Genomic DNA, 26,747 nt, shown 5'->3' on the forward strand with positions numbered 1-26,747 from the left:
ACGGCCACCGCCAGCCCGTCCGCCTTGGCGGAGATCGCGGCGTTGCACGCGTTGACCATCTCGGCCACGATCGAGTCCTTCGAGCCCGTCCACTGGAACTCGGTGCCCAGCAGCGCGCAGGCGTCCTGGGCGCCGTACTGGGTGGGGGTGAAGAACGGGTTCGTGGTGACGTGGCAGACCAGCACGAACTTCCACTTCGGCGTGGCCGGGAAATCCCCGGCCGCACCCGCGCCACCGGTCGCGGCCGGACGCGGCTGATCGGACGTGCACGCCGACAACAGCGCGGTCGCCGCCGCCGAGGCACTGGCCAGCCCGGCGCCGGTGAACAGCCGCCGTCTGGCGATCGGGGTCAGGTGCAGGGTGTCGAGCGCTTCTTCGACCTTGGGGTGAATGTTGGTCATGTGAGTTCCCTGATGCGGGTGACGGATCCCCCGAGAGCCCTTCCCGCCAGTGTTCTCCTAGACGTAGGTCATGTCAGCACCGCGAAGCCACCCCGCTCAGGAGGCGGCCATGGCGGGCAGCGGGTGCCACACCGCTGGGACCTCCCGCATGACCAGGGCGCAGTCCAGCGCCGCGCTCCCGCCGGGGAACCGGTCGGGGTCGTCGAAGAAGGAGGAGCGCGCCGAGCGGATCCGGCAGGCGTCCACGTGCCACTCCCCGGTACGCAGCTCCATGCCGTCCAGACGCTTCCCGGCGCCGGTCGCGGAGAACCCCTTGGCGCCCGTGCGGAAGAAGTCGGAAGCCTGTCCGAGGTCGCCGAAGAGCTCGCTGCCGCGCAGTTCGCCGGTCACCTCCACGGCGACGCTCACCCGGGTGCCGCCCGTGCGGGTGGCGTAGGCGACCTCCAGCTCGGACGGCGTCTCGTGGACCAGGAAGTCGGCCCGGCCGTGCTCGCCGGGGAACACCCGGCCGCCGGCCCAGGTGTTGATCCGGGAGGCGGTGTCGCGGCGCGGGATGTACACCCCGGTCTCGACCCCGCCGGGCCCGTCCCACTCGACGGCGATCCGGTGCGCCGCGTTCTCGCTGCGCAGCCCCGCCACCTTGGGCGCCCACGCGGGTCGTACGCCGCCCAGCCGCACCAGGCAGATGCCCGCCACCGCGTACCCGTTGACCAGTTGCGGGCGCAGCGGGCCCGGCAGCAGGCGGGCGGCGGCCCCGGGGGCCAGGCGGTAGTTCACCAGCAGGCGGCGTTCGACGACGGTGGACAGGCGTGGGTGCCTCATGCGCGTCTCCCTCTGTAGATATTTAGCACAATAGCTAAATATCTACTCTAGGGTGAGGACGGCCCAGGACTGGTTCTGAGCCAGGCCGGCCAGTTCTCGGCCGCACTCCTTGAGTGCCTGTGGGCCCGAGAGGATGTGGGTGGTTCCGGCGTGCACGTCTCTGAACAGCCGTTGGACCAGGCCGTCGCGCAGTGCCGAGGTGCCGCCCGACGCGTACACGAAGGTGGCCACCTCGGCGACGGTCGAGGTCATGTGGTTGAGTGCGAGCCGCAGCAGCGTCTCCTGACGCACGCCGAGCCGGCCGCCCGCGTCCAGGGTGCGCTCGGCGTCGTCCCACGTCTCGTGCACCAGCGCCTTCGCCGCCCGGAACTTGGCCTCGGTACGCGCGAAGTCGGCGTGGAAGGCGTCGCTGCCGGCGATCTGCCCCGGCCGCCCAGCCCGCGCCCCGGCGTGCCCGGCCAGCTCGTCGAGCAGGCGGCGGCCGATGCCGAGCGCCCAGCCGGAGTGGCAGATCAGCGCCTGGTCGAGCAGGCCGAGACGGTAGATCGCGCCGCCGCGCAGCGGTTCGTCCTGGGTGAAGACGTGCGTGTGCGACTCCGGTACGAAGGCCCCGTCGATGGAGTAGTCGATGCTGCCCGTGGCGCGCAGGCCCAGGACGTCCCAGTTGCCGAGCATCTTGACGTCGTCGAGCGGGGTGATGAAGATCCGGACCTCGCCGGTGCCCTCGACGGCGGCCGCGCTGTGGGAGAACTGGGAGTGCAGCATGCCCGAGGCGAAGCCCCACTGGCCGCTGAGGCGGAACCCTCCGTCCTCGCGCACGGCGACGCCCGGCCGGGTGCCCTGGCCCGCGATCAGCGGCATCCGCGCGCCACCGAAGAGCCGTTCGACGCCCTCGTCGCCCAGGTAGGCGCCGGCCGTGCCGTTCTCCAGCGTGGTGGCCATGACGACCCAGCCCGTGGAAGGGTCGGCGTAGGAGAGCTCCGTGAACAGGTCGAGCAGTTCCCTGGGGGACAGCTCCGCGCCGTCGAGCGGCTTGGGCACCCAGATGCTGAAAAGTCCGGCGTCGTGCAGGGCGTCCACGACCGGGGTGGTCAGCCTGCCCTGTGCCTCGGCCGGGCCCGCCTCGCGTTCGATCAGCGTGCGCAGGTCGCGGGCGCGGTCCAGCAGGGTCGTTCCCGCGCGGTGCAGCCGCGGTGTTTCGCTCATGCCAGGTGCTCCTGTCCGTGATTGATCGGCGGCGCTCACCTCCGTCAGATCACGTATGACGCGGGTTGTCCAGGGCCCTGGCCCGGCAGCGATTAGAGGGCGCGCCAGGGTGCGTACTCGGCGGACACCGGGGGTGGGTCAGGGGCGTTCTCAGGGATCTCACCGACGCCCGCGCCGCCCGAATGGCTCAGAATCAGGCGTCATGAGCATGAAGCGCGCGGCCGTGATCGCAGGTCTGCTGGGGCTGGCTGTGGTACTCACCGGGTGCGGTGTGGGTGCCGACACAGAGACGGACACCGTCTCATACGAGGTAAACGACCAGGTGGCGGCGCTGCGAGTGGCGGGCGACACCGGCAATGTCGAGGTGGTGGAGTCGCAGCGCCAGGGCATCAAGGTGACCGAGGTGCTGACCTGGCGCAAGAGCAAGCCGAAGACCAGCCACGACGTACAGGGCGACACGCTGGACCTGAAGTTCGAGTGCCCGAGCAGCTTCGGCCTCGGCGCCATCGCGACGACCTGCGACGTGAGTTACCAGGTCGAGGTGCCCAAGGGGCTGCGCGTCAAGGCCAGCACCGACTCGGGGAACCTGACGGTTCGGGGCCTGTCCGGCGAGCTGGACGCCCGGACGGACTCGGGGGAGATCGAGGCCGAGGGTCTGGCGGTCAAGCAGGCCGTCGCGAAGACCGACTCGGGCACCGTCGATCTCGCCTTCACCGGCTCGCCCGACAAGGTCAAGGCGGGCACGGACTCGGGTGACATCTCGATCGGCGTGCCGGAGGGGGCGTACAAGGTGAACGCCAAGACCTCCTCGGGCGACAAGAACATCGGCATCGACGCCGACCCCTCGGCCCCGCGCTCGATCGAGTTGTCGAGCGACACGGGATCCCTGGAGGTTCACGCACCCTGACCGCGTACTCCCGCCCGCGCCCCCCGGACACCAGACCCGGGGGGCGCTCTTTTCGCTTTGGCAACAGACGCGACATTCAGGTATGCAAGTGCTGAAAAACGTCATTTGCCACGGAAGGCGCGAGTAGCAGAAATGATCAACTGGGTCGCCTTCGTTCCCGCCGCCCTGGTGGTGTCGATGATTCCCGGCGCCAACCAGCTCCTCGGCTTGAGCAACGCGGTACGGCACGGCGCCATGTACGCGCTGGCCGGCGTGCTCGGCCGGCTGAGCGCGTTCGTGATCCTCATCGGGCTGGTGGTCGCCGGGTTCGGCACGATGCTGGCCACCTCCACCACCGCGCTGACGGTGCTGAAGTGGTTCGGCGTGGCCTACCTCGCGTGGATCGGGATCGCGAGCCTGCGCCGCGCGGCCAGGCAACCGGTCGTCCAGGCGGATGACCGGCGGCCCGCCAAGAAGGGCGTGTGGCCGGTGGTCGCCGGCGAGTTCGGCGTGGCGCTCAGCAACCCGAAGGCGCTGTTGCTGTTCGCCGCCTTCCTGCCCCAGTTCACCGGCGGTCCCGCGGACCAGGTCAACGTGCAGCTCGCGCTGCTCGGCGCCGCCTACCTGCTCGTCGAACTCCTCGTCGGCCTGGGTTACATCGGGCTGGGCAGCCGCATCGGCGCGACGGGCCTGCCCGCCAGGACCCGGCGCGGGGTGGACCTCGGCTCGGGGTTGTGCTTCCTCGGCCTGGCCGGCCTCCTGGCGGCGGACGACCTCGGCTGAACGCCAAAAACCTCCCGAACTGCTTCTTTCGGGAGGTTTCCAGCAACGGTCAGCGGGTGACGGAGCAGGTGTCCCTGTTGAGGGTGAACCTGCTGGGCAGGGCCGGGTCGCCCGTGTGACTGGCGAGGTAGCCCATGGTGACGCTCTGGCCCGGGGCGATGGAGCCGTTGTGGGTGGCGTTGACGGCGGAGACCATGTCGCCGCTCTGTGTCAGGTCGGTGTTCCAGTCCGAGGTGATGCTCTGGCCCCTGGCGAGGGGGTAGCGCAGCGTCCAGCCGTTGATCGGGGCGCTGCCGGTGTTGGTGATGGTGAGGTCTACGGTCAGGCCGGTGCCCCACGTCTTCGTGACGGCCTTGATCCGGCAGGTCGGCGCGGCCCGTTCAAAAGAGATGCGGTGCAGGCCGCCGGGCAGGTCGTTGACCACGTACAGCTCACCCTCGGGGGTGGAGCCGAACGCGGTGACCTGCGTGGGCATCTGGCCGAGCTCGGCGGCCGTGTAGGTGCCCGTGCCGTTGTCGCGCAGCGCCCACACGGTCATGTAGCAGTAGTCGGCCGCGATGTAGGTGCCGCCGACCAGGTCGGCGAACTGCTTGCCGCGGTAGACCTGCCCGCCGATGACCGCGCAGCCGCCGGTGTGCGGGGAGTAGGTGAAGACGGGCTTGGTGTACGTGGCGCCGGTGCGGCACTGGGCCTGGTCGAACACCTCCAGCCCCTCGTAGCAGGACCAGCCGAGGTTCGCGCCTGCCTGCCGTCCGGTCTTGACGTGGTTGACCTCCTCCCACCGGCCCTGGCCGACGTCGGCGATCCACATCGAGCCGTCGGCGTGGTCCACGGAGAAGCGCCAGGGATTACGGCCGCCCCACATCCAGATCTCGTCCTCGCCGTCCACGCCGACGTACGGGTTGTCCTTGGGAATGCAGTAGGCCAGGTCGCCGCAGCTCCGGCTCACGTCGATGCGTACGATCTTGCCCAGCAGGGTGTCCAGGCGCTGCCCGGTCTTGAAGGGGTCGCCGGAGCCGCCGCCGTCGCCGATGCTCATGTACAGGTTGCCGTCGGCGCCGAAGGCGATCTGCCCGCCGTTGTGGTTGGAGTTCTCGGCGTGCTCCTGGGAGAGCAGGGGTTCGAGGCTCGCGTCGTCCAGCCGGTAGCGGGCCAGGGTCACCGCGCCGTCCGGCAGCGCGGTGTAGGCCAGGTACAGGTCCTGGCTCGTGGCGAAGTCGGGCGAGAGCGCGATGCCGAGCAGTCCCCGCTCGTTGCCGGATTCGTCGATCGAGGCCGTGATGTCGATGAGCGGGCTCTGCGCGAGCCCGGTGTCCGGGTGGTAGACGCGTACGGTGCCGCGCTTCTCGGTGATGAACAACCTGCCGGTGCCGTCGTCGGGTGCGGCGATGGCGGTGGGGCGGCGTAAGCCGAAGGCGACCTGGGTGGCGGTCGCGTTGATCTCTTCCAGCGGGACCGATGCGGCGGTCGCCGCGGCGACCGGTGGTGTCAGTACGCTCGCGGGGGCGAGCAGCGGCAGGGACAGGGCGAGCAGCGCGGCGGCCGCCCAGCGGTTTCCTGGCATGTCGAACTCCAGATCCGGCTTTGTCGGGTCCGACCGGACGGTATCCGCTCGCCGGCCGCCACAACCAGGCCGGCGGCCACGGCCTCCATCCCCAGGCCCCTGACCGGGGATATCCGGCCGGCGCTCATGAAACGTACATCGCTCACAAGTAGAGGAGCACCACCAGCCAGGAGGGGACGCCGATCACCACCATCGCCCAGCCGGCGGTGATGGCGATCCCGAAGCCCCGCCGGCAGGGCTTCGCCGAGTCCATCAGGGTGGCGGAGGCGATGATGGCCGCGATCAGGGCTACCAGCGCGCCGCCGAACAGCAGCCCCGGATGCATCAGTTCGGACGCCCAGGCCCACACGTAGAAGAGCAGCACGACACCCAGGCCGCTGAAGAGGGATACAGAGACGGTGCCCACGGCCAGCAGGCCGAAAATCGCACCGAGCCAGAACCGGGCGTCCGATCGTGGTGTGGTCATGCCGGGGATCATATTAGCAATTTTGCTAATTAGCCACTTAGCTACTGTGCTAGTCTTCAATCATGATGGACAACTTGGACGAGGCAGGCGCCTTCCGGGCCCTGGCGGACCCCACCAGGCGTCAGATCCTCGAAGACCTGCGTGCAGGTGAGCTCTCGGCGGGGCAGATCGCCGGCCGGTTCTCCATCAGCGGGCCGTCCATCTCCCGCCATCTCGGCATCCTCAAGGGCGCCGGCCTGGTCACCGAGCGCCGCGACGGCAACCGCATCCTGTACACCCTCGCCGAGGAACGCCTGGCCACGTGCGTCGGCCGCTTCCTCAGCGCGGTCTGCCCCGAGCAGATCATCATGCGTCACACCAAGTGGAGCGGCAGCGCGGAGGGGGAGCGAGCGTAGGGCCTGTCACGTCCGGGAGCGCCGGCCCGTCCACGTGGTGACGGGTCCATCGCTCCCACGTGCAAGGAGTCCCTCGTGTCCGCCTCCCACCTCGTCGTCACCGTCCTCGCCGCGACCGCCATCGGCTTGTCCGCGGTCGCCAACCTCATCGGCCACGACTTCCCCAAAAGGCAGGCGGACAAGGTGCGCGTGCCCCATTCCTGGCTGCTCCCCCTGGGCACGCTGCAGGCCGCGGCCGCACTGGGCCTGCTGGCCGGCTTCGCCGTGCCGGTGCTGGGCACGCTGGCCGCGGCCGGGCTCGTGTTGTACTTCGTCGGCGCGCTCGTCGTCCACCTGCGGGCGGGCGACCACCACTTGGGGTACTGGTCCGTGTTCTTCGTCCTGTCGGTGGCCGCCCTGATCGTGAACCTATGACCGCTCCGCGGCGATGCTCATCAGCTCCTCGTAGGACCAGGTCAGCCGCCCGGTGCGGATGTCGTCCAGGATCGAGCGCACCCAGCGCGCCTCGGCCTCGGTCACCGCGCGCAGATACTCGGTCTCCAGCCTGGTGACGCGGGGCAGGCCGCTCTCCTCCTCCAACTCGCCTTCCAGCCGGGCCAGCGCGGCGGCCAGCGCCTGCTCGCGTCGCTCAAGTGCGGCGCCCAGCTCTCCGGGCGGGAGCAGCAGCGCGGTGGACAGCGCCGCGGGGAACTGCGGGTATTCCCGCTTGGGCGTGCTGAGCATCTCATCCAGCCACCTGCGCAGCGTCGCACGCCCTTCGTCGGTGATCTCGTAGATGGTCCGCTCGGGGTACTGGTGGTCGCGCTCCGTCTCGCGCACCCGGGTCAGCCCGGCCTCGCTCAGCCGGTCGATGGTGCGGTAGAGGCCGGCCCGCTGGCCCACGTTGACCACCTGGTCCTTGCCCCACTGCTTGATCAGGCGCTGGATGCCGTACGGATGCAGCGGCTGGGAGACCAGCAGGCCGAGGACGGTCAGGGCGAGCGGCGAGCCGCGATCGAGGGTCATGCACTGATACTAGGCGCAAAGCCACTAGTTGACACGCAACTAGTTTCAGTGTGACTATCAAATCATCAGAGACCGCACGGTAGGAGCCCACCATGGAGAACGTCCCCGTCCTGATCGTCGGCGGCGGTTACGCCGGCCTCGCCTCCGCTCTCTTCCTCGCCCACCAGGGCGTGCGCTGCGTGCTCGTTGACCGCCACCCCGGCACGTCGGTCCTGGGCAGGGCCCGCGGCATCAACCCCAGGACCACCGAGATCTACCGCCCCCTGGGCCTGGACCAGCAGGTCAAGGAGGCCGGCCGGCCCTTCGACGGCGAGGCGGGCGTGGCCCGCTGCGCCACGCTCAGCGACGAGTGGCAGTGGGTGCTCGGCGAGGACTTCCCCCGGGCACTGCCCGAGCTGAGCGCGGGCGAGTTCGGCCTGGCCGACCAGAGCACGATGGAGCCGATCCTGGCCCAGGCCGCCCGCGACAGGGGCGCCGAGCTCTGGTTCGACACCCAGTGCGTCGAGGTCGAACCCGACGCCGGCGGCGTCACGGTGGTGACCGAGCATCGCCGCACCGGCGAGCGGCGCGCGGTCAGGGCCGCCTACGTGATCGCCGCAGACGGCTACCGCGGCACCATCGCCAAGCGGCTGGGCATCGAGCGAATGGGCCACCGCGTGTTGCGCAACTACCTGACCTTCCTCTTCAAGGCCGACCTGTCCGGCATCATCACCAAACGGGCACTGTTCTGGATCATCGGCAATCCGGGCGCCGCAGCCTCGGGCGCGTTCGCCTCCCACGCCCTGCCCGGCCACTGGGGCATCTCACTGAACTACGACCCCGCCACCGAGTCACCCGCCGACTTCACCGACGAGCGCTGCGTTGCGACGGCCAAGCGGCTCATCGGCCGGGACGTGCCGGTCGAGCTGGTCAGCAAGGCGGCCTGGGAAGAGGCCGTGGGCGTGGCCGCCCGCTACCGCGACGGCAGGATCTTTCTCGTCGGCGACTCCGCCCACGTGTGGCCCGCCGCCGGCGCGCTGGGCGCCAACTCCGCGGTGCAGGACGCGCACAATCTGGCCTGGAAGCTGGCCGCCGTGCTCGCCGGGCGGGCCTCCGACGCGCTGCTCGGCACCTACGAGGCCGAACGCCGACCGGTCGCGCTCGAACTGGCCGACCTGACCGTACGCAGCCAGGACGCCCGCTTCGGCGCCGACCCCGGCGACGACCCGATGGATCCCATCCTGTGCATCCTGGGCCAGCGCTACCGGTCCACCGCGATGGTCGGCGCCACGCACGAGACGGTGTTCGGCGACTCGGTGCACCAGCACGCCCGGCCCGGCACCCGGGCCCCGCACCTCTGGCTTGCGCGGGACGGGCGGCGGATCGGTGTGCACGACCTGTTCCACGACTCCTTCGTGCTCCTGACCGACCTCACCGCCGAAGCACTCGCCGAGGCCGCGCGGAACATCGACGGCCTGCGGGTCCACCGGATCGGCACCGAACTGCTCGACGTCGAGGACGTCTGGCAGGTCCGTTACGGCGGCGGCGCCGTCCTGGTGCGGCCGGACGGATACGTCGCCTGGCGCGGCGACTCCGCGGCCGCCCTCATGGATGCCCTGCACCGCATCCAGCACTGACGCTCCTCCCGAAGATCGGACATCCTCCATGGACACGCCCACCTCCCAACACAACGAGCGACCGGTCGAACACGTAGCGGTCGCGATCGATCTGACGAAGTCCTACGGACGCGGCGACGGCACCGTACACGCGCTGCGCGGCGTTTCGGCCACCTTCAGCCGTGGCCAGTTCACCGCGATCATGGGCCCTTCCGGATCGGGGAAGTCGACCTTCCTGCACTGCCTGGCCGGCCTTGACACGGTGACCTCCGGCTCGGTGGTGATCGGTGACGTGGACCTCACGAAGCTGTCGCGGACCGAGCTCACCAAGTTGCGCCGTGACCGGCTCGGATTCGTCTTCCAGTCCTTCAACCTGCTGCCGATGCTGACGGCGGAGGAGAACATCCGGCTGACCGACCGGTTGGGCGGACGCAGGGCCGAGGCGGGCTGGTTCGACACGATCGTGAACGCGCTGGGGCTGCGGGCCCGCCTGCGGCACCGTCCCGCCGAGTTGTCCGGCGGCCAGCAGCAGCGGGTGGCGGTGGCGCGGGCGCTGCTGACCCGTCCCGAGGTGCTGTTCGCCGACGAGCCGACCGGCAACCTGGACTCCAGCACCGGTACCGAGGTGCTCGGCTTCCTGCGCACCGCCGTCGACACCCACCGGCAGACCGTGATCATGGTGACCCACGACCCGGTCGCCGCCGCGTACGCCGACCGGGTGCTCTTCCTCGCCGACGGCCGGATCGTGGACGAACTCGCCGCACCCACCAACGACCTCGTGCACGCCCGCATGCGTCAGATGGAGGGCTGAGGACATGTGGCTGATCGCCAGAAGATCGTTCACCGAGGGCTGGGGCCGCCTGGTCACCACGCTGCTGGCCGCGCTGTTCTCCGTCGGCCTGATCGCCGGGACGCTGCAGTTCGCCCTGCGCGCCCAGGACGCCGTGTCGGGCAGCGACGCCAGCGAGTACGCCCTGGCCGACCTGCTCGTCCAGGGCGGCTCGCCCGATCCCGACGACGCGCACGCGATCCCGGACGGGCGGGTGCGCCTGGACGCGGTGGCCGGGCGGCCGGGCGTCGCCGCGGCCGTGGGGGACGCGATGGTGCCGGTCAGCGTGGCCGGGGCCGACGGCCGGTCGATCATGCCGCCGGCCGGCGCCCGTACGCTGCTGCGGCCGTGGGTGGCCGATCGGCGGCTCAACGCGTACCGGCTGGAGGAGGGTCGTGCGCCGGCCGTGGACGGCGAGGTCGCGATCATGCGGCATGTGGCCGACGCGGGCGGGCTTCGCATCGGCGTCACCACGGCGGTGGCGCTGCCGAGCCACACCCGGCAGATGAAGATCGTCGGCATCGTGTCGGTGCGGGACCGCTCGGCCGTCGCCGCCGGCGACCTGCTGCTGGCGGCCCCCGAGACGGTACGCCAGGCGGCCGGCCTGCCCGAGGGCACCTGGCAGTCGATCTGGGTCAAGGCCGCGGAGGGGACCGAGACCGGCCGGCTCCGCGCCGACCTGCAGAGCGGGCTCGGCGGCGCCACCGTGCGCGCGGCGGCGGAAGTACGCGACGCGCAGTCCAGCAGCCTGCTGGCCGAGGGCGTGTCCATCAGCGGCGGCATCGGCATGCTGACCACGGTCGCGGTCTTCGTCGGCCTGTTCACCGTCGCCAACACCTTCGGCGGCCTGATCCGGCAGCGCACCCGCAAACTCGCCCTGCTCAGCGCGATCGGCGCCACTCCTGAGCAGGTCAAGACGCTGATCAGGATGGAAGCCCTGGTGCTGGGCGCGGTGGCTGCCATCGGCGGCGCGCTGCTCGGCTACCCCGTGTCGGACGCCCTGACCCGGCTGTTCGCCATCGACGGCTTCGACATCTCGGTGGCAGGACCGCCGTCCGCCTTCGTGGTGATCGTCCCCCTCGCCACCGGCATCCTGGTCACCCAGCTCGCCGCCTGGCGGGCCGGCCGGCGGGCCGCCGACATCGCCCCGATGCAGGCGCTGCAGGAGACCACGCGGGAGCGCCCGGCACTCCGCCGCCGGACCAGGCTGTTCGTGGCCCTCGCCATCTTCTTGACCGCCTTCCTCTTCTACGGTCCCGTGCTCGCGGTGCTCAACGACAGCCCGCCGGGACCCGAGCGCACCAACGCGATCTCGGCTCTCATCGTCTGCGGATCGATGATCAGCGTGTGCGCGCTCGCGGTGCTCGGCCCGCTGTTCGTCGGGCCGCTCGGCGGGCTCGTCGGTCGCATCGGCATGCTGCTGTACGGCGAGGCCGGCCGGCTCGCGCACGCCACTATCACGCGCAGCCCGCAGCGGGTCTCCACCGCCGCCTCCTCGCTGATGCTGGGCGTCGCCCTGGTCACCTCGACCGCGCTGATCGTCATCTCGGCCAACGACCGCTTCGACGAGGCCGGCGCGCAGGTCATGCGGGCCGAGCACGCCGTCTCCACCACCGAGAAGACCCCAGAAGGGCTGCGTCCCCTGCCCCGCGACATTACCGTGGCGATCGAGCGCACGCCCGGCGTGCGGCACGCCGCCGCCCTCACCACGACCGAGGCCAAGCTCATCTCGCCCAAGCCACGGGCCTACAACCCGGAGGAGGAGGCGCTGCCCTTCTACCTGCCCATCACCGGCGCGGACCAGAAGATCCTGCCGGAGGTGCTGGACCTCGGCGGCAACCTCAAGGCGCTGGCACCGGGAGAGATCGGGCTGACCTCCAACCTGATGAAGGCGCAGCGGCTCAAGCGCGGCCAGAAGATCGTCGTACGGGCCCCGAACGGCGAGATCCCGCTCACCATCGCCGGGGCCTACCACGACCCCTCCCACCTGTTCGCCGACGGGGCAGTGGTGTCGGCCGAGACGATGGACCGGCTCGACTCCACCGCCGCGGCGCAGGTCGTGCTGGTGAACGGCGGGGACCGTGCGGCGCTGGCCGGCGCCGTCGCGGGAGTGCCGGGCGCCGAAGTCCTCGATCGCGCCGGCTTCGTCGAGCGCGCCTCGGCGGCGATCACCGAGGGCATGATGGTGATCTACGGGTTCATCGCCATGACGCTGCTGCTGGCGCTGTTCGGGATGGCCACCACCGTGTCGATGGGCGTCAGCGAGCGCAGGCGGGAGTTCGGCCTGCTCGGGGCGGTCGGGGCGACCGGCGGGCAGGTGCGTGCGATCGTCCGCCTGGAGGCGGCGACCGTGGTCGTGCTCGGCACCGTGCTCGGCCTCGGCACCGCCGTCGGCACCGTGGCCCTCATCCACCTCGCGACCGGCAGCTCCTTCATCCGCGCGGACGCGCCCTGGTGGGTGTACGCGCTGGTCACGGCCGGTGCGCTGGCGATGACCCTGGCCACCTCCGCCCTGCCCGCCCGCCGGGCCGCCACGACGCCGATCCTGCGGGCGACCAGAGCAGGCTGATGGTCGGGTTGGTCCTGGCGGGCTAGGGTTTCACCGTGGACATCACGATCGCAGAGGAACTGCTCCTTCTCGCGCACGATGAGGAAACCGGCAGACCGCACATCCGTGAGGCCGCGTTGGACCTGGCCGTGACCGGCGCGATCCTCGCCGAGCTGACCCTCGCCGGCCGGCTGCGCCTGGCCGGGGACCGGTTGGAGGCCGGCGACCGCACGCCCACCGGGGACGAGGAACTCGACGGTGCGCTCGGCACGATCGCCGAGTCCCAGCCGCGTGAGGCCAGGTGGTGGCTCGATCGGCTGACCTATCCCAAGCGGCGCTGGAGCCTGCTGAAGCGGCTGGCCGAGCGGGGCGTGCTCAGCGAGCAGCACGGGAAGGTGCTCGGGCTGTTCCGCACCTCCCAGTATCCGGAGCGCGATCCCCGGGTGGAGCGGGAGATCCGCCGCCGGCTGCACGAGGTTCTGGACGGGGCCGAGCCCGACGGGCGGGTGAGTGTGCTGGTCGCGCTGGTGGGGGCGTGCGGTCTCGGGCCGACGTTGTTCCCAGGGGCCCGCCGCGACCGGGTCAGGGAGATCGCCGAAGGGCAGTGGACCGGCCCGGCCGTGGCCGACGCCATCGCCGCCATCAACAACGCGGTACGGATCACCACCCACGTCGCCATGGGCAACATCATCGCGGCAAGCGACTGAACCAGGCCGCGCAGTTCGGGACAGGACGTCCGGCTCAGGACAGGACGTCCGGCTCAGGACAGGACGTCCGGCTCAGGACAGGACGTCCGGCTCAGGACAGGGCGCCCGGCTCAGGACAGGACGTCGGCGTACATCGCGAGCTGGTGTCGCATGATTCGGCGGTTCAGGGTGCCGATGCGGTCCGCGTGTTCCCGGGTGACGCAGGAGATCAGGTGGACCAGCGCGACATGATCCGCGCGGGGCACGATCGCCAGGTCGGGCCAGAGCTCGTGGCCGCCGATCGGCGCGGCGGCCACCGTCTCGCGCAGCGCCCGGTCCACCTCGTCCGCGTCCGCCCGCCAGCCCAGGGGGATGACCAGCCCGCTCGCCACCAGCTCGGCGTACCAGGCCCGCAGGTCCTTCTCCAGCGCCGACCGCGCGGCGTCCACCCGCCGGGTGTCCTTGAGCGCCCGGTACGCGGCCCGCGCCGCCCGCCCGTCGGGGAACCTGGCCACCTCCCACCCGTGCGCGGCGGTCACCGCGCTCTGCCGGGTGGACGGATCGACCAGCTCGATCACCGTGGCCTCGGCCGCCGTACGGCAGCGTACGCCGGCGTCGGACAGGCGCAGCCACAGGTCCCAGTCCTCCAGCCCGGTCCCGGACGTGCGCCAGCCGCCCACCGACTCGGCCAGGCCGGCGACGTGCGCGACCTGCGAGGGCTGGAAGATCGCGTTCATGAGCTGCAGCTCCGGATGCCAGCAGAGCGTCAGCGGGGGAGTCACGTGCAGCACCTCGCCCGCGGCGTTCACCCGCGTCGCCCCGGTGGCGGCGAACCGCTCGCCCTCCAACGCCCGCGCCAGAACCGCCAGATGTCCTGGCGCCCACCGGTCGTCGTGGTCGAGGTAGGCGATGTTCTCCCCGCGCGCCTCGGCGAGCCCGATGTTCCTCGGCCCGGAGGGGTGCCCGTGCCGGTGGGTCCTGATGAGCCGGATCCGGCCGTCCGCGCGGGCGTACCCGGCGACGACGTCGTCGGTGCCGTCGTCGCTCGCGTCCGAGACGACCAGCAGCTCCCAGTCCCGCAACGACTGCGCGGCGACCGACTCGATGGTGGCCGCGATCGCCGGCCCGCGGTTGTACGTGGGGCAGATGACCGAGAATTTCATGATTCCGCCCGCGCGGGCTGGGACTGGGCCTGCGGCTGGGGCGTGAACAGCAGCGACCTGAGGTCCACCAGGACGTGCACCACGATCGGCGCGATCAGGCTGCCGGTACGCAGGTAGAGCCCGGTGAAGGCGACTCCGGCCAGCAGCGACAGCAGGGCGCCCGACCAGCCCTGGTAGAGGTGCCCGAGCATGAACACGGCCACCGCCACGGCCGCCGCCGCCGGCGGGCTGAGCCCGAGGGAGGTCCCCAGCGCGATGAACAGCCCCCGGTAGACCAGTTCCTCGCAGATGCCCGCCGAGACCGCGGCCCCGCCGGCCAGCCACCGCTCCCCGGCCGTGCGCGGCAGCAGGGAGGAGTAGGCGTCGGAGCCGGGCACCTTCCCGCCGTTCCTGACCAGCCAGCGCATGAACAACACGAGCGGCACCATCGCGATGGGCAGCGCGAACGCGATGCCGTAGGTGAGTGCTGGGTCGTCGGGCTGCCTGATGCCCACGCCCGCCAGGTCCAGGGACGGCGACAGCCCCACCACCAGGAGGGCCACGGCGGCCATCGACCACTGCTCGGCGATGCTCAGGGGGAGCACGCGCGAGGGCGATGGCCTCTCGCTCTCCTGCCGCGCGGCGGCACGGCGGCCGATCAGCGGCGCGACGATGGCGAGGTATCCGACCAGGATGCCCGCGAGTACCCATGACCAGAGGAGTGTGGATGGCATCGGCGTGCTGACCTCCTATGGAGCCACGGGCTCCGGGAAGTACGGCTGGCGCCGGACGATGCAGGAGCCGAGCACCAGCCGTACATCAACAATGTTAGACGTCTGCTGCTTCCAGCCTCATCCACCCGATCGCCGGACCATAGTCGCCGCCGTCACCGGTCCCGTGTGACATCTGTCATGTTCCTGGGGCATTTGCGGCTTCAACTGGGCAGATCGCCCGGCCGCAGCGGCCGGGGAAGCCTCGGGGAAGAGGCCGCGGGTTATCACAGAGATCGGTCACGAAAGCACTATGACGGGGAGCGAGAAGTGGCCAAGTACTCGGTAATGATCCCATTTGTACCGCGACGGCCGGAACAGATTCTTCCCTACGCGGCACTGGTGGAGTGGACCGCGGCGCACGCGCTGTGGCAGGGGCAGGCCACTCTCATCGAGCCGCACCAGGGGTTCGTGTACGCGGCCGGAGCGGGTTTCCGGGTGCCGGCGGGGCTCGGGGTGACGCTCATGCCGCTGCGCCATCCGTACGAGGCGGCGCTCCAGGCCCGTTCGCTCGCGATGACCACCGGCGAGCCCGTGGTCGCCGGCTACGGCCCCGGGCCCATCGCCTTCCAGGAGAGCCTGCTCGGCGAGCGCTACCCGAGCCAGCTCGGTGCGATCCGCGAGTACGTCACCGCCGTCCGCGGGCTGCTGGCCGGCGAGGTGGTGGACGTGCACGGCGAGTACGTCCAGTGCAAGGCCATGTTGCCGCCGGCCGTGTCGCCGCCCGTCGAGATCGGTCTCGGTGTGCTCAGGAAGGGCATGGCCAGGCTCGCCGGCCAGGTCGCCGACGTCGCGATCACGTGGCTCACGCCGGTCGACTACCTCGCCGAGACCGTCATGCCGGCCCTGCGCGAGGGTGCGGAGGAGGCGGGACGGCCGGCTCCCCGGCTGGCGGCCATGGTGCCGCTGGCGGTGACCAGGCCCGACCGCGAGCCGGCCGAGCAGGCGATGGCCAGCAACGCGCTGCACCTGCAGGCCCCGCACTACGTCGACATGTTGCGCAAGGCCGGGCTGGACGTCACTGGCCGGGATTCCGCCGCCGACGCCAAGGCGGCCGTGGCGGGCGGCGCGTTCCTCAGCGGCGACCTCGGCGAGCTCGTCACCAGGCTCAAGGAGTACGAGCGGGCCGGGGCCGACGAGATCATCCTCAACCTGACCGGAGTGTTCAACCTCCAGGGCCAGAAGGAAACCATGAACGAGCTGAAAGCCCTGCTCGGGGCGCTGGTAGGCGGCACGTTCAGCTGAGCTGGGCGTTCGAGGGAAAGGGACGGGGGAAACGTTGGCCGGGACGAAGCGCCAGCTGATGCAGTGGGCGACGGGACAGGCGGGAGCGGCAGCGCTGCCCGCGGAGGTCTCCGCGATTGTTCTTGAGAACGCCGACCACCTGACGACCGTCATCGAGTCCGGCCTGGCTGGTCAGGAGACGGTGATCTTCGTGCCCGACGGGCCCGGGGACGCCTCCGGTCCGGTCGTCGTGCCGTACGAGGGGTCGCTGAGTGAGCCGGGCGCGGAGATCTCGCTCTCGGAGTCGTTCTTCCTGCAGACGCAGGACTACGCGACCAGCGAGTACATGTCGGTGATCGGCCCCACCACGGTACGGATCTTCGGCGAGGACGACTTCGAGCTCTACCTGTCCGACGCCGACCGGGCCGCCGCCGAGGGCCACTTCGCCGAGTTCCTCATCCACCCGACGGTCCGCCTCGCCGACGCCCCCGCCCTCGGCGCCGGCCCCGATGGCCCCTCCGGCCCCGATGGCCCCTCCGGCTCCGATGGTCCGCGGTTGCGGCTGCACGCCGGTCCCGACGGCGAGTTGTCCACCTCCCCGACCGGCCTTCCCCTCGGCAAGGTCGGCGACGACCTGACGGCACTGACCGCCGCGTGGACCCGGATCAACGCTGGCAGCGAACACCCCTGCGCCGTCTGCCTCGGCCGCGCGGTCCCTGAAGAGACGCGAGCGGACGAACTGGACGCCCGCCCCTGGCTCGGGCGCTACCTCGCCGCCCTGTCCGGCATCCGGGACCTGGCCCTCCGGGGCGCCACCGGCGTGCGGGTCTCCGGTTTCGGCGGCCGGCTCGCCACCGCCCTGGAGTCCGTCGCCACCCCGGCGGACCTCACCGGTCCGGCCCTGCCGCTGCTGATGTGGACCGACGACGCCGCCTACGTGCACCAGCAGTGGCCCGCCAGGACGTTCGAGGTGGAGCACCGGGCGGGCGAGCTGGCCGAGGCGCTGCTGGTGTGCGGCTCGTTCGAGGCCGCCGCCGAGCACGCCGACCCGGCCGGTCTTGAGACCGTGGCCGGTTTCTTCGCCAAGGCGGGAGTGCGGCTGACGTGATGCTCCAGACCGACCTGCCGGACCAGGCCAGGCAACTGGTGACGAAGCTGGGCGACCGCGCGGTCCTGTGCGACATGTACGACCGGTCAGGCTCGTCCGTCTACCACGACGTCGCCGGCACCGACACCCACGAGGTACGCGAGCTCATCGCCCTGGTACGCCGCGTGCCGGGCCCGGTGCTCGACCTCGCGGCCGGCTCGGGCCGGCTGACGCTGCCGCTGCTCGCGCTGGGCCGCGAGGTGACCGCGGTGGACCTGTCGGAGGGCATGCTGGGCCTGCTGGCCGAGCGCCTGGCGCAGTCCCCGGCCCGCCTGCGCGAGCGGTGCACCCTGGTCAGGGCCGACATGCGGGCCTTCGCCGCGCCGCACCGCTTCGCCGTGATCGTGCTCGGCACCTCCTCGATCTCCCTGCTCGACGCCGAGGGCCGCGCCGCCCTGTACGCCATGGTCCGCGAGCACCTCGCGCCCGGCGGCCGGTTCATCCTGTCGACCGTCGAACTCGACGCCGCGGACGGCCACGAGGTCGAGGTCCCCTTCGTCGGCGTCAGCGGCACCTCCTACCGGTTCTTCGAACGCTGGAACCCCGACGCCGGCCACCGCGTGGTGGCCATCGTTCCGGCCGAGCCATCGGACGGCCCGGTCACCGTGTGCACGAGCACCATCGCCGTGGTCCCCGCCGACCTGCTGGCGGCCGAGCTGGCGCGGGCGGGCCTGCCGGTACGCACCCGCCACGCCCTGACCGGCGCCGGCGCGAGACACCGCGACATCCTGCTGGAAGCGGAGGTGACCGAGTGACCGCGCCGCTGTGGCCCGCGCTGCTGCCGACCGATCAGCAGGGACTCGACGAGCTCTGCGCCGTCTCGGCCCAAGGGGTACGGATCCGCTTCGCCGACGGCCGCGAACTGCTCTGCGGCACCAGCGGCCTGTGGAACACCAACCTCGGCTACGGCAATCCCGCCATCGCGGCCGCCGTCTCCGAGGCCCTGGTCGAGGCTTCGTACCTCAATGTCTTCCGCTACGAGAACGAGCACGCGCGCCGGACCGCCGCCGCCCTGGTCGAGTTGTGCGGCGCCGACCACTACGGCCGGGTCGTGTTCTCGACCTCCGGCGGCGCGGCCAACGACCTGGCGATGAAGATCGCCCGGCACTACCAGGCGCTGCGCGGCGCCGATCGGCGCAAGCTCGTGGTCGGGCTCAAGGGCGGCTACCACGGCATGACCTTCGGCGCCTTCGCGCTGACCGGCGACGACTTCGGGCAGCGGCTCTACGGTGTGGACCAGCGGCTGGTCCGGCACGTCACGCCGAACGACACCGGCGAGCTGACCCGGCTGCTTGAGCGCCAGGGCGGGCAGGTGGCGGCGGTCGTCGTCGAGCCGGTGCTGGGCAGCGGAGCCGTTCCGCTGACCGGCGAGTACCTGGCCGAGTTGTCGCGGCTGCGTCGTGAGCACGGGTTCCTGCTGGTGGCCGACGAGGTCGCCACGGGGTTCGGCCGTACCGGCAGCTTCTTCGCCTCCCAGAGCTGGCCCGAGCCGCCCGACCTGCTGCTCGCCTCCAAGGGACTCACCAACGGGGTCGGCGCCGCCGCCGTGGTGGTGGCCTCCCGGCGGGTGGCGGACGTGTTCACCGACGCCGGCGCGGTGCTCTCGCACGCCGAGACCCAGGCGGGCACGGCCGTGACCTGCGCCGCGATCCTGGCCACCATCGACGAGATGCGCCGCCTGGACGCGGTGGCGCTGGGCCGGCGGGTGTCCGACCGGCTCGACGGGGAACTGGCCGACCTGCGGCATCCGATGGTCGCGGGGACGACGGGAGTGGGCTGCTTCCGCGGGATCAGGCTGCGCACGCCGGACGGCGCCGAACTGCCGCAGGCCGAGGTGCCCGCCGTGGTCGCGGCGGTCCGCCGGGCCGGGGCCATCGTGCACCCCGGGATCAACGGCGTCCAGCTCGTGCCCGCGCTCACCTACTCGGCCGCCGACCTCAGCGAACTGTTCGCCTGCCTCCGCGCCGGCCTGTCGGCCTACAGCTCCGCCGGTGACCCGGCCAGGGAGGTCAGGGCATGACACAGCAGGGTACGCAGTGCCTGACCAGGACCCTCTTCGGATGCGACGGCCTGGCTCCGTGGCTGGCCGCGAGCTCTCGGCGGCGGGTCACCGTGCTCGTCGATCCGGGCGTGCTGGGAACCGAGATCGTCTCCCGGGTCCGCCGCCAGGTGGCCAAGGCAGGACGGGAGGAGGAACTGACCGTACTGCCGGGCCCCGGCACCCTGGCCGGCGTCCTGGACCTGGCCGACCGCATGACGGACATCGAACTGGTCGTCGGCGTGGGCGGCGGTTCCCTGCTCGACCAGGCCAAACTACTGACCCTGCTGCACGGCCGCCCCGCCGCGCGGGCCCGCCTGTCGGTCCCGCAGCGCAGCGGCATCACGGTGCTTCCGCAGGACGTCGAGCGCGGCGTGCCGCTCGTCGCCGTCCCCACCACGCTGGGCACCGGCGCCGAGCTCAGCACGGTCGCCTGCCTGGAATATCCCCAGGGCAAGCGGCTGATCTCCGGCGAGTGCCTGCGACCCGACTTCGCCGTGCTCGACCCGGTGGCCACCGACACACTCCCGGCCGAGCTGATCTCGGAAGCGGTGCTGGAGGCACTCTTCCGCCTGGTCAGCATGTACGCCGGCGACCACGACGACCTGCCCACCGAGGACGCCCTGGTCGAGGCGCTGGCCGTACGGCTGGTCACGGTCGGGCACCAGGTGCGGTCGGCGCGGAGCGGCGGGCAGGCGGTGGACCGCGCGCTGCGGCTGGAGATCGCCAAGCTGAGTGGCCTGACCCACCAGGAGTGGATTCACCTGGGCAGGGCCGCGTTCGCCAACAAGGGCTGGCTGATCGCCAACGAGGTCTCCGGAGCGCTCGGCGTACGCAAGATGCGCGCCGTCGCCGCCCTGCTGCCGCCGCTGTGGCGAGCCATCGCCGACGGCGAGCGGCGGCTCGGCTCCGCGCGGAGGCTGACCAGGCTCTGGTCGGTGCTCAGTACCGCCGATCCGATCGCCCTGCCCGCCGACCCCGCCGACGGGATGGCCGCGCTCATCGACTCGTGGCCGGTGGAGCGGCGGCTGAGCGCCGGCGAGGGCGCGCTCGACGCCATCGCCGCGCGCATCGTGCGCGCGTGGGGCGCGGGGCTGCCCATGCTCGGCGGCCTGACCAAGGACGAGCTACGGCACTTGCTGGCCGGGGTGATTCGCATCCCCGAGTCCGCGAGCGCCGTGGGCACCAAGGATTCCCGCGGACAGACCGCGGGCTGAGGAAGAGGAGAGGAGGTGTGGCGATGAACATGGCGGCGACCTCCAGCCTGGCTCCCGCCTTGGAGCTCGGCATGCAGGAACTCGAGGCCATGGACGCCCCCGGATTCTGGTCCGGCTTCAAGCAGGGCGTCGTGATCACTCTTGGCACGCTGGTCTTCGCCAGCGCGGTCGCCAGCGCGGCGACCTGACATCAGGAGGAGAGGCAGATGAACCACCTGGCGAACGCCCCGCTGGAGCTGGGCATGCAGGAGCTTGAGGCCATGGACGCCCCCGGATTCTGGTCCGGCTTCAAGCAGGGCGTGTTGTTCACTCTCGGCACGCTCGCCTTCGCCAGCGCGGTCGCCAGCGCGGCGACCTGACATCGGTTACCCGGAGAGGAGGAAACGCACATGAACGAACTGGCCAACGCTCCCCTGGAGCTGGGCATGCAGGAGCTCGAAGCCATGGAGGCGCCCGGTTGGGGGACCTTCTGGGGAGTCGCCACCGGCGTCTCCGTGACGAGCGTCGTCGGCACGGCGATCTCGTACGGCGTCACCGCCGTCATGAGCAGCATCAGCGTGATCACCTGATCGCCTGATCCCGATGCGGCGGCTCGGTCTCGAGCTTGAGATGCAGGAGCCCGAGGCGGAGTGAGGCGGCATCACACAGCGCGGTGGCGGCGGTCGCCCGCCGCCACCGCCCTTCATCGATTCCCGCTCGGAAGGTGCGGAATGAGCAGCGGAATGAGCAACGTGTCCACGGTTTGGTTGATCATCGCGGCTGGAATCCTCGTCATCGCGTTCGCCCTGGTCGCGAACAGCAGTCTGGCGGGAGTCACACAGATTGTCGTGCTGGCCGTGCTCGGCGTCGCCGCGCTGGCCTGCTTCGCCCTCCTGGTCATGAACGCGCTGGGGCGGTGAACGTGAAGCTCGGCAGGAAGGAACGGGAGGAGCTGGACACGGCCGTCCCCGCCCGTCCACGGCTGGCCGACGACGTACAGGTGCATGAGCCCACGGACGAGGGCGCTCCGTGGATCATCCAGCGCGGTCCCGGCCGCTACCTGCGGGTGGGCGCGGACATGGCCCGGCTGGGCCGCGCGCTCGACGGCGACCGCGACCATGCCGAGCTGATGGCCGACCTCGGGCCGAAGTGGACCCCGCAGGCGCTCGGCTTCGCGCTGGGCGAGCTGCAGCGGATGCAACTGCTGGACGACGGCAGCCGCGGCCGTAGCGCCCGCGCGCCCTGGGTGAAGTACGTGCCGCCGCTGACCCTGCAGATCACCCTGCTGCGCCCGGCCAGGTTGCTGGCCTGGCTAGCGCCGTTGTTGTCCGCGCTGGCCAACCGCGCCTGGGCGGTCGTGGCGGCGGTGACCGCGCTGGCGGGGCTGGTGAGCCTGGCGCTGAACGGCGACGCGCTGGCGCTGGCTCTCGGCTCGCCGCTGCCGCTGAGCGTGTACGCGTGGGTGGCGGCCGGCTCGTATCTGACCATGGTGGTGCACGAGCTCAGCCACGGCGCGGTGCTCAGCCACTACGGCGGGCGGCCGAGCCGGATGGGCGTCATGCTGCTCTACCTGCTGCCCGCGTTCTTCTGCGACGTCTCCGACGGCTGGCGGCTGGGGCACAAGGAGCGGCGCGTGCGGGTGGCGCTGGCCGGGGTCGCGACCCAGTTCGTGGTGGCGGGCGCGGCGGGTGTCGCGGCGCTGCCGACGGGGGCGCAGGGATTGCTGATCTTCTCCGTCGTCACGTACACGAGCGGGCTGCTGAACCTGCTGCCCTTCGTCAAGCTCGACGGCTACCTGGCGCTGATGAGCCATCTCGACATCTCCGACCTGCGCAAGCGGGCGATGATCGACGCCCGCCGGTTCTTCACGAGGCTGCTTTTCGGCGGCACGTACCCGGTGGAGCTGCCCGGGTTGCGGTGGGCGGTGCCGTACGGGCTGGCCTGCCTGGTCTTCCCCGTCTACCTGGTCGGGGTGCTGGCGTTGTCCCTCTGGGGCGAGTTGCTGCGCGGGCTGGGCGTCATCGGCACGCTGGCCATCTCGGTCATCGTGCTGCTGCTGCTCGGCCGGGTGAGCGTCGGGTTCCTGCTGCGCGTGCAGGAGGCCAGGACGGCGGGCGCCTCCCCGTGGCGGATCGGGGCGGTGATCGCGGTGCTGGCCGGTGGGCTGACGGCGCTGCTGATGACGGTTCAGGTGCCGTACGTGGTCTCGGGCGGCTACCACTACCGGCAGGGGCAGCTCGAACTCGTGGTGCCGGGCGGGGACGCCGCGATCAGGCCGGGCGCGCAGGTCCGGCTGCTGCGCAACGGCGTGGTCCTGCGCGAGCAGGTGGGGTCGGCCGTGGTCGCCTCCGGCACGCCTTCGGACACGACCGCCCCGGTGTCGGTGCTCCTTCCGATCCGCACGGAAGGCGACCTGCCGATGACCGTGTCCGCCTATCCGCTGACCGTGCGGGAGACGCCGGTGGAACGCGGCGGCGCGGCGCGGGTCGAGGCCGGCGCCAGGCCACTAGGTGAGTGGCTGGTCGCGACGTACCTGCCCGGCACCTGGTGACAGGGGGAAAGAAGAGCGATGGAGTTCATCGAATATCTGCGGCACTGCCCGCCGGGCGAGCCCTACTACGACGTCGTCGAGCCGCCCGCGGCGGCCGAGTTCGCGCCCGCGGCGACACCCATGCCGGCGGACTGGAGACGTGACGACAACGCCGACTGGATCATCTTCAACGCGCCCGTCGAACGTTTCCAGCGGCAGGGCTGGAAGATCCACGTCACGGCGACCGCGGAGAACGCGGCCCGGATCCTCGCCACGATCTGGGACTACTGCGTCGCGCACCGCGTCAGCTTCAAGTTCCTGCGCTCGGAGACCGTGCTGCGGCGGCGCAACGGCAAGTACGCCGACCGCGGCAGCGCGGGCAAGTTCGCCACCATCTACCCGGGCGACGACCAGCAGCTGGAGAAGATCCTCAACGAGCTGGGCGACCTGCTGGACGGCGAGCGCGGCCCGCACATCCTCAGCGACCTGCGCTGGCGTTCCGGGCCGCTGTACGTCCGCTACGGCGCGTTCGTCGAGCGCACGATCCAGAACGAGTACGGCGAGACCGTCCACTGCGTCGAGGACCCGGACGGGAACCTCGTGCCCGACGTCCGGGGCCCGTCCTTCCGCCCGCCCCCGTGGGCCGAGTTGCCCGACTTCCTGACCGAGGCGCTGGAGGCACGCAACCGGGGCACGCTGCGGGACTTCCCCTTCCGCGCCACCAAGGCCTTCCACTTCTCCAACGGCGGCGGCGTCTACTACGCCACCGACACCAGGTCGGGCGAGGTGGTGGTGCTGAAGGAGGCCAGGCCGCTGGCCGGGCTCGACCAGGAGGGCCGCGACGCCGTCGCCCGGCTGGAACGCGAGCACTGGGCCCTGGACCAGCTCTCCGGCCTGCCCTGGATCCCACGGGTGATCGACTACCGGATCGGCCACGAACACTACTTCCTGGCCCGCGAACACGTGGACGGCGAGCCGCTGGGCCGCGAGATCGCCCGCCGCAACCCGCTCCTGCGGCCCGACCGCTCCGCCGCCGACTTCGCCGCCTACACCGAGTGGGCGCTGAAGATCCTGGCGCAGGCGGAGGAGGCCGTCGCCGCGATGCACGAGCGGGGCGTGGTCTTCGGTGACCTGCACCCGGCCAACATCCTGGTCCGCGCCGACGACACCATCGCCTTCATCGACCTGGAAGGCGCCACGGAGGCCGACAGGAACCTGGTCCAGGTGATGGCCGCGCCCGGTTTCGTCGCGCCGCCCCGCTACACCGGCGTCGAGGTGGACCGCTTCGGGCTCGGCTGCATCCGGCTGGCCCTCTTCGTGCCCATGACGGCGCTGCTGCCGTGGGGCGCCGACAAGGGCGCGCAACTGCTGGACCTGATCACCACGTACTTCCCCGTGCCCGCCGACTTCGCCGAGCGGGTCCGCCGCGACCTGGGACCGTCGCCGCACTGGAACGACCTGGTCGCCCAGCCCGCCGACCGGCCGCCGCTGGCCTGGCCGGAGCCCGGCGCGGCGGCCTGGCCTGAGCTGCGTGCCGCGATCGCGGGCGGTATCGCGGCGACCGCGACGCCCGGCCGTACGGACCGGCTCTTTCCCGGTGACATCGCGCAGTTCCACATCCCGGGCGGCGGGATCGCCTTCGCCCACGGCGCGGCCGGCGTGCTCTGGGCGCTGGCCCAGGCCGGGGCGGACGTGCCGCGAGAGCAGGTGGACTGGCTGGTACGCGGTTCCCGCGACGGGAGCGTGACGCGGCCCGGGTTCTACGACGGGCTGAGCGGCGTCGCCTACGCCCTGGACCGGCTGGGCCGTACCGACGAGGCGCTGGAGACGCTCGACCGGGCGGCCGCGATCCCGCTGGACCGGGTGCCGGGGATCGGGTTGTTCTCCGGGCTGGCGGGCACCGGCCTGACGCTGCACCACTTCGGACGCGACTGCGGCGAGGTCACCGAGCGGCTCATCGAACGCCTGCCGCTCAAGACAGAAGGACCGCCGCCCGGGCTGATGCACGGTGGCACCGGGGCCGCGCTGCTGCTCCTGCGGCTCTACGCCCAGAGCAGGGACCCGGCGCTGCTGCGGCACGCCGAGGCCGCGCTCCGCCGCGACCTGGCGGTGATGGGCGCGGGCACGGGGGTTCCCGCCCCGATCGGCGCGCCCTGGCGCGAGCCGGTCCTGGAGTTGGGCGGCGCGGGCGTGGCCATGGTGCTGCGACTGCTGATCGAGCACTACCCCGACCCCGAACTGCTGGAGGTGCTCGACGACCTGCGCCGCGCGGTCGCCGACCACGTCGTCACCGGCGCCGGGCTGTTCGCCGGCCGGGCCGGGGTCATGCTGGCGCTGGCCCGGCTCGGGGAGCGGCCGGACTCGCCCAGGCTGGCGCGTCACCTGACACACCTGGCCTGGCACGGCGTACCGCAGGACGGTCACATCGCCTTCATCGGGGAGCAGGCGCTGCGGCTCTCCGCCGACCTGGCCACCGGCTCGGCCGGCGTGCTCCTCGCCCTGCACACCGCCCTGGGCGGCGGCACCGGTCTCCCGTTCCTGGAACCCGCGGCCATCCGCCACGACATCACCACATCGACACAACAGGAGATCAGATGAAACCGATGCTGAGGGCAGAGGGCCTCACCAAGCGGTACGGACCCGCGCTCGCGGTCAGCAACGCGAGCTTCGCCGTGCGCTCCGGCGCGATCACCGGGTTCCTCGGGCCCAACGGGGCGGGCAAGTCGACGACGATGCGCCTCTTCCTGGGCCTGGACCGGCCGAGCAGCGGCGCGGCGCACATTGACGGCAAGCCGATCCACGAGTGGCCGGTGCCCGCCCGCAAGATCGGCGCGGTGCTGGACACCCAGTGCGCCCACCCCAGCCGCCGGGCCATCGACAGCGTGCGCTGGGCCGCCCGGCTGGCCGGGGTGAAGGAGAACCAGGCCGAGGTGCTGCTGGACCGGGTGGGCCTGTCGGCGGTGGCCGGCAAGCGGGCCGGGCGTTTCTCGCTGGGCATGCGGCAGCGGCTGGCGCTGGCCATCGCCCTGGTGGGCAACCCTGAGGTGGTCATGCTGGACGAGCCGATGAACGGGCTCGACCCCGAGGGCATCACCTGGATGAAGGGACTGCTGCGGCAGTTCAAGGACCAGGGCAGGACGGTGTTCGTCTCCAGCCACCTGCTGGCCGAGATGGAGGACCTGGTCGACGACCTGGTCGTCATCGCGCAGAGCAAGATCGTCGGGGCCGGCGCGGCGCAGGCGTTCATCCAGCGCTTCCAGACGCAGACCGTCAGCATCCAGTGCGACAACCCGCAGGCGCTCGGCGCCGCCATCACCGGCGCGGGCGGCCGGCTCGTCAGCCTGGCCGACGCGCAGCGACTCCAGGTCACCGGCCTGGAACCGGACGCGGTGGGACAGCTCGCGAAGAGCAGCGGCATCGCGATCTACGAGCTCCGCGAGGAGCGGAGCCTGCTCAAGGCGTTCAACCAGGCGACGGCCGAGAAGGCCGAGATCAAGGGGGAGGTGGGCTGATC

27 protein-coding genes and 1 pseudogene are annotated in these 26,747 nt (G+C 71.6%); 20 read left to right on the top strand and 8 right to left on the bottom strand.

Features of this window, described 5'->3' with window-relative positions; all coding sequences use genetic code 11:
* The 3 genes and pseudogenes from AB0I81_RS61060 to AB0I81_RS61070 all read right to left on the bottom strand — a co-directional run.
* Positions 1-401 (bottom strand): annotated as a pseudogene (locus AB0I81_RS61060) (hypothetical protein); the annotation flags it as partial.
* Between the two features lie 96 nt (positions 402-497).
* Positions 498-1,223: a DUF2071 domain-containing protein gene (locus tag AB0I81_RS61065; RefSeq protein WP_360679165.1), complete on the bottom strand. Its 726-nt coding sequence runs from the start codon at positions 1,221-1,223 to the stop codon at positions 498-500.
* Between the two features lie 42 nt (positions 1,224-1,265).
* Positions 1,266-2,429: an acyl-CoA dehydrogenase family protein gene (locus AB0I81_RS61070; RefSeq protein ID WP_360679168.1), complete on the bottom strand. Its 1,164-nt coding sequence runs from the start codon at positions 2,427-2,429 to the stop codon at positions 1,266-1,268.
* Between the two features lie 202 nt (positions 2,430-2,631).
* Between AB0I81_RS61070 and AB0I81_RS61075 the strand changes: the two genes are divergently transcribed.
* A complete protein-coding gene (locus tag AB0I81_RS61075; protein ID WP_360679171.1) occupies positions 2,632-3,336 on the top strand; it encodes a DUF4097 family beta strand repeat-containing protein in 705 nt (234 codons plus the stop codon).
* A gap of 132 nt (positions 3,337-3,468) precedes the next feature.
* Entirely contained in the window at positions 3,469-4,098 is a 630-nt protein-coding gene (locus AB0I81_RS61080; protein ID WP_360679173.1) for a LysE family translocator, read from the top strand.
* 49 nt (positions 4,099-4,147) lie between these two features.
* Here AB0I81_RS61080 and AB0I81_RS61085 read toward each other — a convergent pair whose 3' ends face one another.
* Both AB0I81_RS61085 and AB0I81_RS61090 read right to left on the bottom strand, forming a co-directional pair.
* Positions 4,148-5,662 (bottom strand): PQQ-dependent sugar dehydrogenase, encoded by a 1,515-nt coding sequence (locus AB0I81_RS61085; protein WP_360679175.1) that lies wholly within the window; start codon positions 5,660-5,662, stop codon positions 4,148-4,150.
* A gap of 142 nt (positions 5,663-5,804) precedes the next feature.
* Positions 5,805-6,128, bottom strand: coding sequence for a hypothetical protein (locus AB0I81_RS61090; protein ID WP_360679177.1), 324 nt, complete (start codon positions 6,126-6,128; stop codon positions 5,805-5,807).
* A 62-nt stretch (positions 6,129-6,190) separates the two neighbouring features.
* Here AB0I81_RS61090 and AB0I81_RS61095 point away from each other — a divergent pair, with 62 nt between their 5' ends.
* Both AB0I81_RS61095 and AB0I81_RS61100 read left to right on the top strand, forming a co-directional pair.
* Positions 6,191-6,523 carry a metalloregulator ArsR/SmtB family transcription factor gene (locus AB0I81_RS61095; protein WP_360679179.1) on the top strand — a complete coding sequence of 111 codons (333 nt, stop codon included), beginning with the start codon at positions 6,191-6,193 and terminating at the stop codon, positions 6,521-6,523.
* A gap of 75 nt (positions 6,524-6,598) precedes the next feature.
* Positions 6,599-6,937, top strand: coding sequence for a DoxX family protein (locus AB0I81_RS61100; RefSeq protein WP_360679181.1), 339 nt, complete (start codon positions 6,599-6,601; stop codon positions 6,935-6,937).
* On the opposite strand, the gene AB0I81_RS61105 is transcribed toward AB0I81_RS61100, so the two are convergent.
* Positions 6,932-7,528: a PadR family transcriptional regulator gene (locus AB0I81_RS61105; protein WP_360679183.1), complete on the bottom strand. Its 597-nt coding sequence runs from the start codon at positions 7,526-7,528 to the stop codon at positions 6,932-6,934. The two genes, AB0I81_RS61100 and AB0I81_RS61105, sit on opposite strands and share 6 nt — an antisense overlap.
* A 92-nt stretch (positions 7,529-7,620) precedes the next feature.
* On the opposite strand from AB0I81_RS61105, the gene AB0I81_RS61110 reads away from it, so the two are divergent.
* Genes AB0I81_RS61110 through AB0I81_RS61125 form a run of 4 tightly spaced genes read left to right on the top strand, consistent with a single transcriptional unit; the run spans position 7,621 to position 13,207 of the window.
* On the top strand, positions 7,621-9,144 hold the full coding sequence (locus AB0I81_RS61110) for an FAD-dependent monooxygenase (protein WP_360679186.1): 1,524 nt from the start codon (positions 7,621-7,623) through the stop codon (positions 9,142-9,144).
* Between the two features lie 28 nt (positions 9,145-9,172).
* Complete coding sequence (locus tag AB0I81_RS61115) at positions 9,173-9,934, top strand: ABC transporter ATP-binding protein (RefSeq protein ID WP_360679189.1); 762 nt, start codon at positions 9,173-9,175, stop codon at positions 9,932-9,934.
* A gap of 4 nt (positions 9,935-9,938) precedes the next feature.
* Positions 9,939-12,521, top strand: a complete 2,583-nt coding sequence (locus AB0I81_RS61120; RefSeq protein WP_360679191.1) for an FtsX-like permease family protein — start codon at positions 9,939-9,941, stop codon at positions 12,519-12,521.
* 35 nt (positions 12,522-12,556) lie between these two features.
* Positions 12,557-13,207 carry a GPP34 family phosphoprotein gene (locus AB0I81_RS61125; protein ID WP_360679194.1) on the top strand — a complete coding sequence of 217 codons (651 nt, stop codon included), beginning with the start codon at positions 12,557-12,559 and terminating at the stop codon, positions 13,205-13,207.
* A 110-nt stretch (positions 13,208-13,317) separates the two neighbouring features.
* On the opposite strand, the gene AB0I81_RS61130 is transcribed toward AB0I81_RS61125, so the two are convergent.
* The gene (locus AB0I81_RS61130; RefSeq protein ID WP_360679197.1) at positions 13,318-14,349 is read right to left on the bottom strand and encodes a glycosyltransferase family 2 protein; all 1,032 of its coding nucleotides are present in this window, start codon (positions 14,347-14,349) and stop codon (positions 13,318-13,320) included.
* Positions 14,346-15,062 carry a CPBP family intramembrane glutamic endopeptidase gene (locus tag AB0I81_RS61135; protein WP_360679200.1) on the bottom strand — a complete coding sequence of 239 codons (717 nt, stop codon included), beginning with the start codon at positions 15,060-15,062 and terminating at the stop codon, positions 14,346-14,348. The genes AB0I81_RS61130 and AB0I81_RS61135 overlap by 4 nt, the downstream gene beginning before the upstream one ends.
* Before the next feature lie 324 nt (positions 15,063-15,386).
* On the opposite strand from AB0I81_RS61135, the gene AB0I81_RS61140 reads away from it, so the two are divergent.
* From AB0I81_RS61140 to AB0I81_RS61195, 12 genes are all read left to right on the top strand, one after another.
* On the top strand, positions 15,387-16,343 hold the full coding sequence (locus AB0I81_RS61140; RefSeq protein WP_360679203.1) for an LLM class flavin-dependent oxidoreductase: 957 nt from the start codon (positions 15,387-15,389) through the stop codon (positions 16,341-16,343).
* A 34-nt stretch (positions 16,344-16,377) separates the two neighbouring features.
* Complete coding sequence (gene mpaB / locus AB0I81_RS61145) at positions 16,378-17,430, top strand: daptide biosynthesis RiPP recognition protein (protein WP_360679206.1); 1,053 nt, start codon at positions 16,378-16,380, stop codon at positions 17,428-17,430.
* Positions 17,430-18,224: a daptide-type RiPP biosynthesis methyltransferase gene (gene mpaM, locus AB0I81_RS61150; protein WP_360679315.1), complete on the top strand. Its 795-nt coding sequence runs from the start codon at positions 17,430-17,432 to the stop codon at positions 18,222-18,224. The genes mpaB and mpaM overlap by 1 nt, the downstream gene beginning before the upstream one ends.
* Positions 18,221-19,489 (top strand): daptide-type RiPP biosynthesis aminotransferase, encoded by a 1,269-nt coding sequence (gene mpaD, locus AB0I81_RS61155; RefSeq protein WP_360679208.1) that lies wholly within the window; start codon positions 18,221-18,223, stop codon positions 19,487-19,489. The genes mpaM and mpaD overlap by 4 nt, the downstream gene beginning before the upstream one ends.
* The gene (mpaC, locus tag AB0I81_RS61160) at positions 19,486-20,724 is read left to right on the top strand and encodes a daptide-type RiPP biosynthesis dehydogenase (RefSeq protein WP_360679211.1); all 1,239 of its coding nucleotides are present in this window, start codon (positions 19,486-19,488) and stop codon (positions 20,722-20,724) included. Before mpaD ends, mpaC begins: the two co-directional genes overlap by 4 nt.
* A gap of 23 nt (positions 20,725-20,747) precedes the next feature.
* Complete coding sequence (locus AB0I81_RS61165) at positions 20,748-20,912, top strand: daptide-type RiPP (RefSeq protein ID WP_360679214.1); 165 nt, start codon at positions 20,748-20,750, stop codon at positions 20,910-20,912.
* Positions 20,913-20,930: 18 nt separating this feature from the next.
* Complete coding sequence (locus tag AB0I81_RS61170) at positions 20,931-21,083, top strand: daptide-type RiPP (RefSeq protein WP_360679217.1); 153 nt, start codon at positions 20,931-20,933, stop codon at positions 21,081-21,083.
* A gap of 30 nt (positions 21,084-21,113) precedes the next feature.
* On the top strand, positions 21,114-21,293 hold the full coding sequence (locus tag AB0I81_RS61175; RefSeq protein WP_360679219.1) for a daptide-type RiPP: 180 nt from the start codon (positions 21,114-21,116) through the stop codon (positions 21,291-21,293).
* Positions 21,294-21,434: 141 nt separating this feature from the next.
* Entirely contained in the window at positions 21,435-21,623 is a 189-nt protein-coding gene (locus AB0I81_RS61180; protein ID WP_360679221.1) for a hypothetical protein, read from the top strand.
* Entirely contained in the window at positions 21,620-23,254 is a 1,635-nt protein-coding gene (mpaP, locus tag AB0I81_RS61185) for a daptide biosynthesis intramembrane metalloprotease (protein ID WP_360679224.1), read from the top strand. The genes AB0I81_RS61180 and mpaP overlap by 4 nt, the downstream gene beginning before the upstream one ends.
* Before the next feature lie 18 nt (positions 23,255-23,272).
* Positions 23,273-25,831 (top strand): class III lanthionine synthetase LanKC, encoded by a 2,559-nt coding sequence (gene lanKC / locus AB0I81_RS61190; RefSeq protein ID WP_360679227.1) that lies wholly within the window; start codon positions 23,273-23,275, stop codon positions 25,829-25,831.
* Positions 25,828-26,745: an ATP-binding cassette domain-containing protein gene (locus tag AB0I81_RS61195; protein WP_360679230.1), complete on the top strand. Its 918-nt coding sequence runs from the start codon at positions 25,828-25,830 to the stop codon at positions 26,743-26,745. Before lanKC ends, AB0I81_RS61195 begins: the two co-directional genes overlap by 4 nt.
* Positions 26,746-26,747 lie beyond the last annotated feature (2 nt).

Source organism: Nonomuraea sp. NPDC050404, from assembly GCF_040655495.1.
Lineage (GTDB): Bacteria > Actinomycetota > Actinomycetes > Streptosporangiales > Streptosporangiaceae > Nonomuraea.

What these genes read in the sequence shown, in the direction of transcription:
- AB0I81_RS61195 (WP_360679230.1), top strand. Translation starts at nt 25,828, where the DNA reads ATGAAACCGATGCTGAGGGCAGAGGGCCTCACCAAGCGGTACGGACCC.
- AB0I81_RS61085 (WP_360679175.1), bottom strand. Translation starts at nt 5,662, where the DNA reads ATGCCAGGAAACCGCTGGGCGGCCGCCGCGCTGCTCGCCCTGTCCCTG.
- AB0I81_RS61130 (WP_360679197.1), bottom strand. Translation starts at nt 14,349, where the DNA reads ATGAAATTCTCGGTCATCTGCCCCACGTACAACCGCGGGCCGGCGATC.
- AB0I81_RS61065 (WP_360679165.1), bottom strand. Translation starts at nt 1,223, where the DNA reads ATGAGGCACCCACGCCTGTCCACCGTCGTCGAACGCCGCCTGCTGGTG.
- AB0I81_RS61110 (WP_360679186.1), top strand. Translation starts at nt 7,621, where the DNA reads ATGGAGAACGTCCCCGTCCTGATCGTCGGCGGCGGTTACGCCGGCCTC.
- AB0I81_RS61115 (WP_360679189.1), top strand. Translation starts at nt 9,173, where the DNA reads ATGGACACGCCCACCTCCCAACACAACGAGCGACCGGTCGAACACGTA.
- AB0I81_RS61120 (WP_360679191.1), top strand. Translation starts at nt 9,939, where the DNA reads ATGTGGCTGATCGCCAGAAGATCGTTCACCGAGGGCTGGGGCCGCCTG.
- AB0I81_RS61075 (WP_360679171.1), top strand. Translation starts at nt 2,632, where the DNA reads ATGAGCATGAAGCGCGCGGCCGTGATCGCAGGTCTGCTGGGGCTGGCT.
- AB0I81_RS61180 (WP_360679221.1), top strand. Translation starts at nt 21,435, where the DNA reads ATGAGCAGCGGAATGAGCAACGTGTCCACGGTTTGGTTGATCATCGCG.
- AB0I81_RS61135 (WP_360679200.1), bottom strand. Translation starts at nt 15,062, where the DNA reads ATGCCATCCACACTCCTCTGGTCATGGGTACTCGCGGGCATCCTGGTC.
- AB0I81_RS61090 (WP_360679177.1), bottom strand. Translation starts at nt 6,128, where the DNA reads ATGACCACACCACGATCGGACGCCCGGTTCTGGCTCGGTGCGATTTTC.
- AB0I81_RS61070 (WP_360679168.1), bottom strand. Translation starts at nt 2,429, where the DNA reads ATGAGCGAAACACCGCGGCTGCACCGCGCGGGAACGACCCTGCTGGAC.
- AB0I81_RS61140 (WP_360679203.1), top strand. Translation starts at nt 15,387, where the DNA reads ATGATCCCATTTGTACCGCGACGGCCGGAACAGATTCTTCCCTACGCG.
- AB0I81_RS61105 (WP_360679183.1), bottom strand. Translation starts at nt 7,528, where the DNA reads ATGACCCTCGATCGCGGCTCGCCGCTCGCCCTGACCGTCCTCGGCCTG.
- mpaC (WP_360679211.1), top strand. Translation starts at nt 19,486, where the DNA reads ATGACACAGCAGGGTACGCAGTGCCTGACCAGGACCCTCTTCGGATGC.
- AB0I81_RS61175 (WP_360679219.1), top strand. Translation starts at nt 21,114, where the DNA reads ATGAACGAACTGGCCAACGCTCCCCTGGAGCTGGGCATGCAGGAGCTC.
- AB0I81_RS61170 (WP_360679217.1), top strand. Translation starts at nt 20,931, where the DNA reads ATGAACCACCTGGCGAACGCCCCGCTGGAGCTGGGCATGCAGGAGCTT.
- AB0I81_RS61095 (WP_360679179.1), top strand. Translation starts at nt 6,191, where the DNA reads ATGATGGACAACTTGGACGAGGCAGGCGCCTTCCGGGCCCTGGCGGAC.
- lanKC (WP_360679227.1), top strand. Translation starts at nt 23,273, where the DNA reads ATGGAGTTCATCGAATATCTGCGGCACTGCCCGCCGGGCGAGCCCTAC.
- AB0I81_RS61080 (WP_360679173.1), top strand. Translation starts at nt 3,469, where the DNA reads ATGATCAACTGGGTCGCCTTCGTTCCCGCCGCCCTGGTGGTGTCGATG.
- mpaM (WP_360679315.1), top strand. Translation starts at nt 17,430, where the DNA reads ATGCTCCAGACCGACCTGCCGGACCAGGCCAGGCAACTGGTGACGAAG.
- AB0I81_RS61165 (WP_360679214.1), top strand. Translation starts at nt 20,748, where the DNA reads ATGAACATGGCGGCGACCTCCAGCCTGGCTCCCGCCTTGGAGCTCGGC.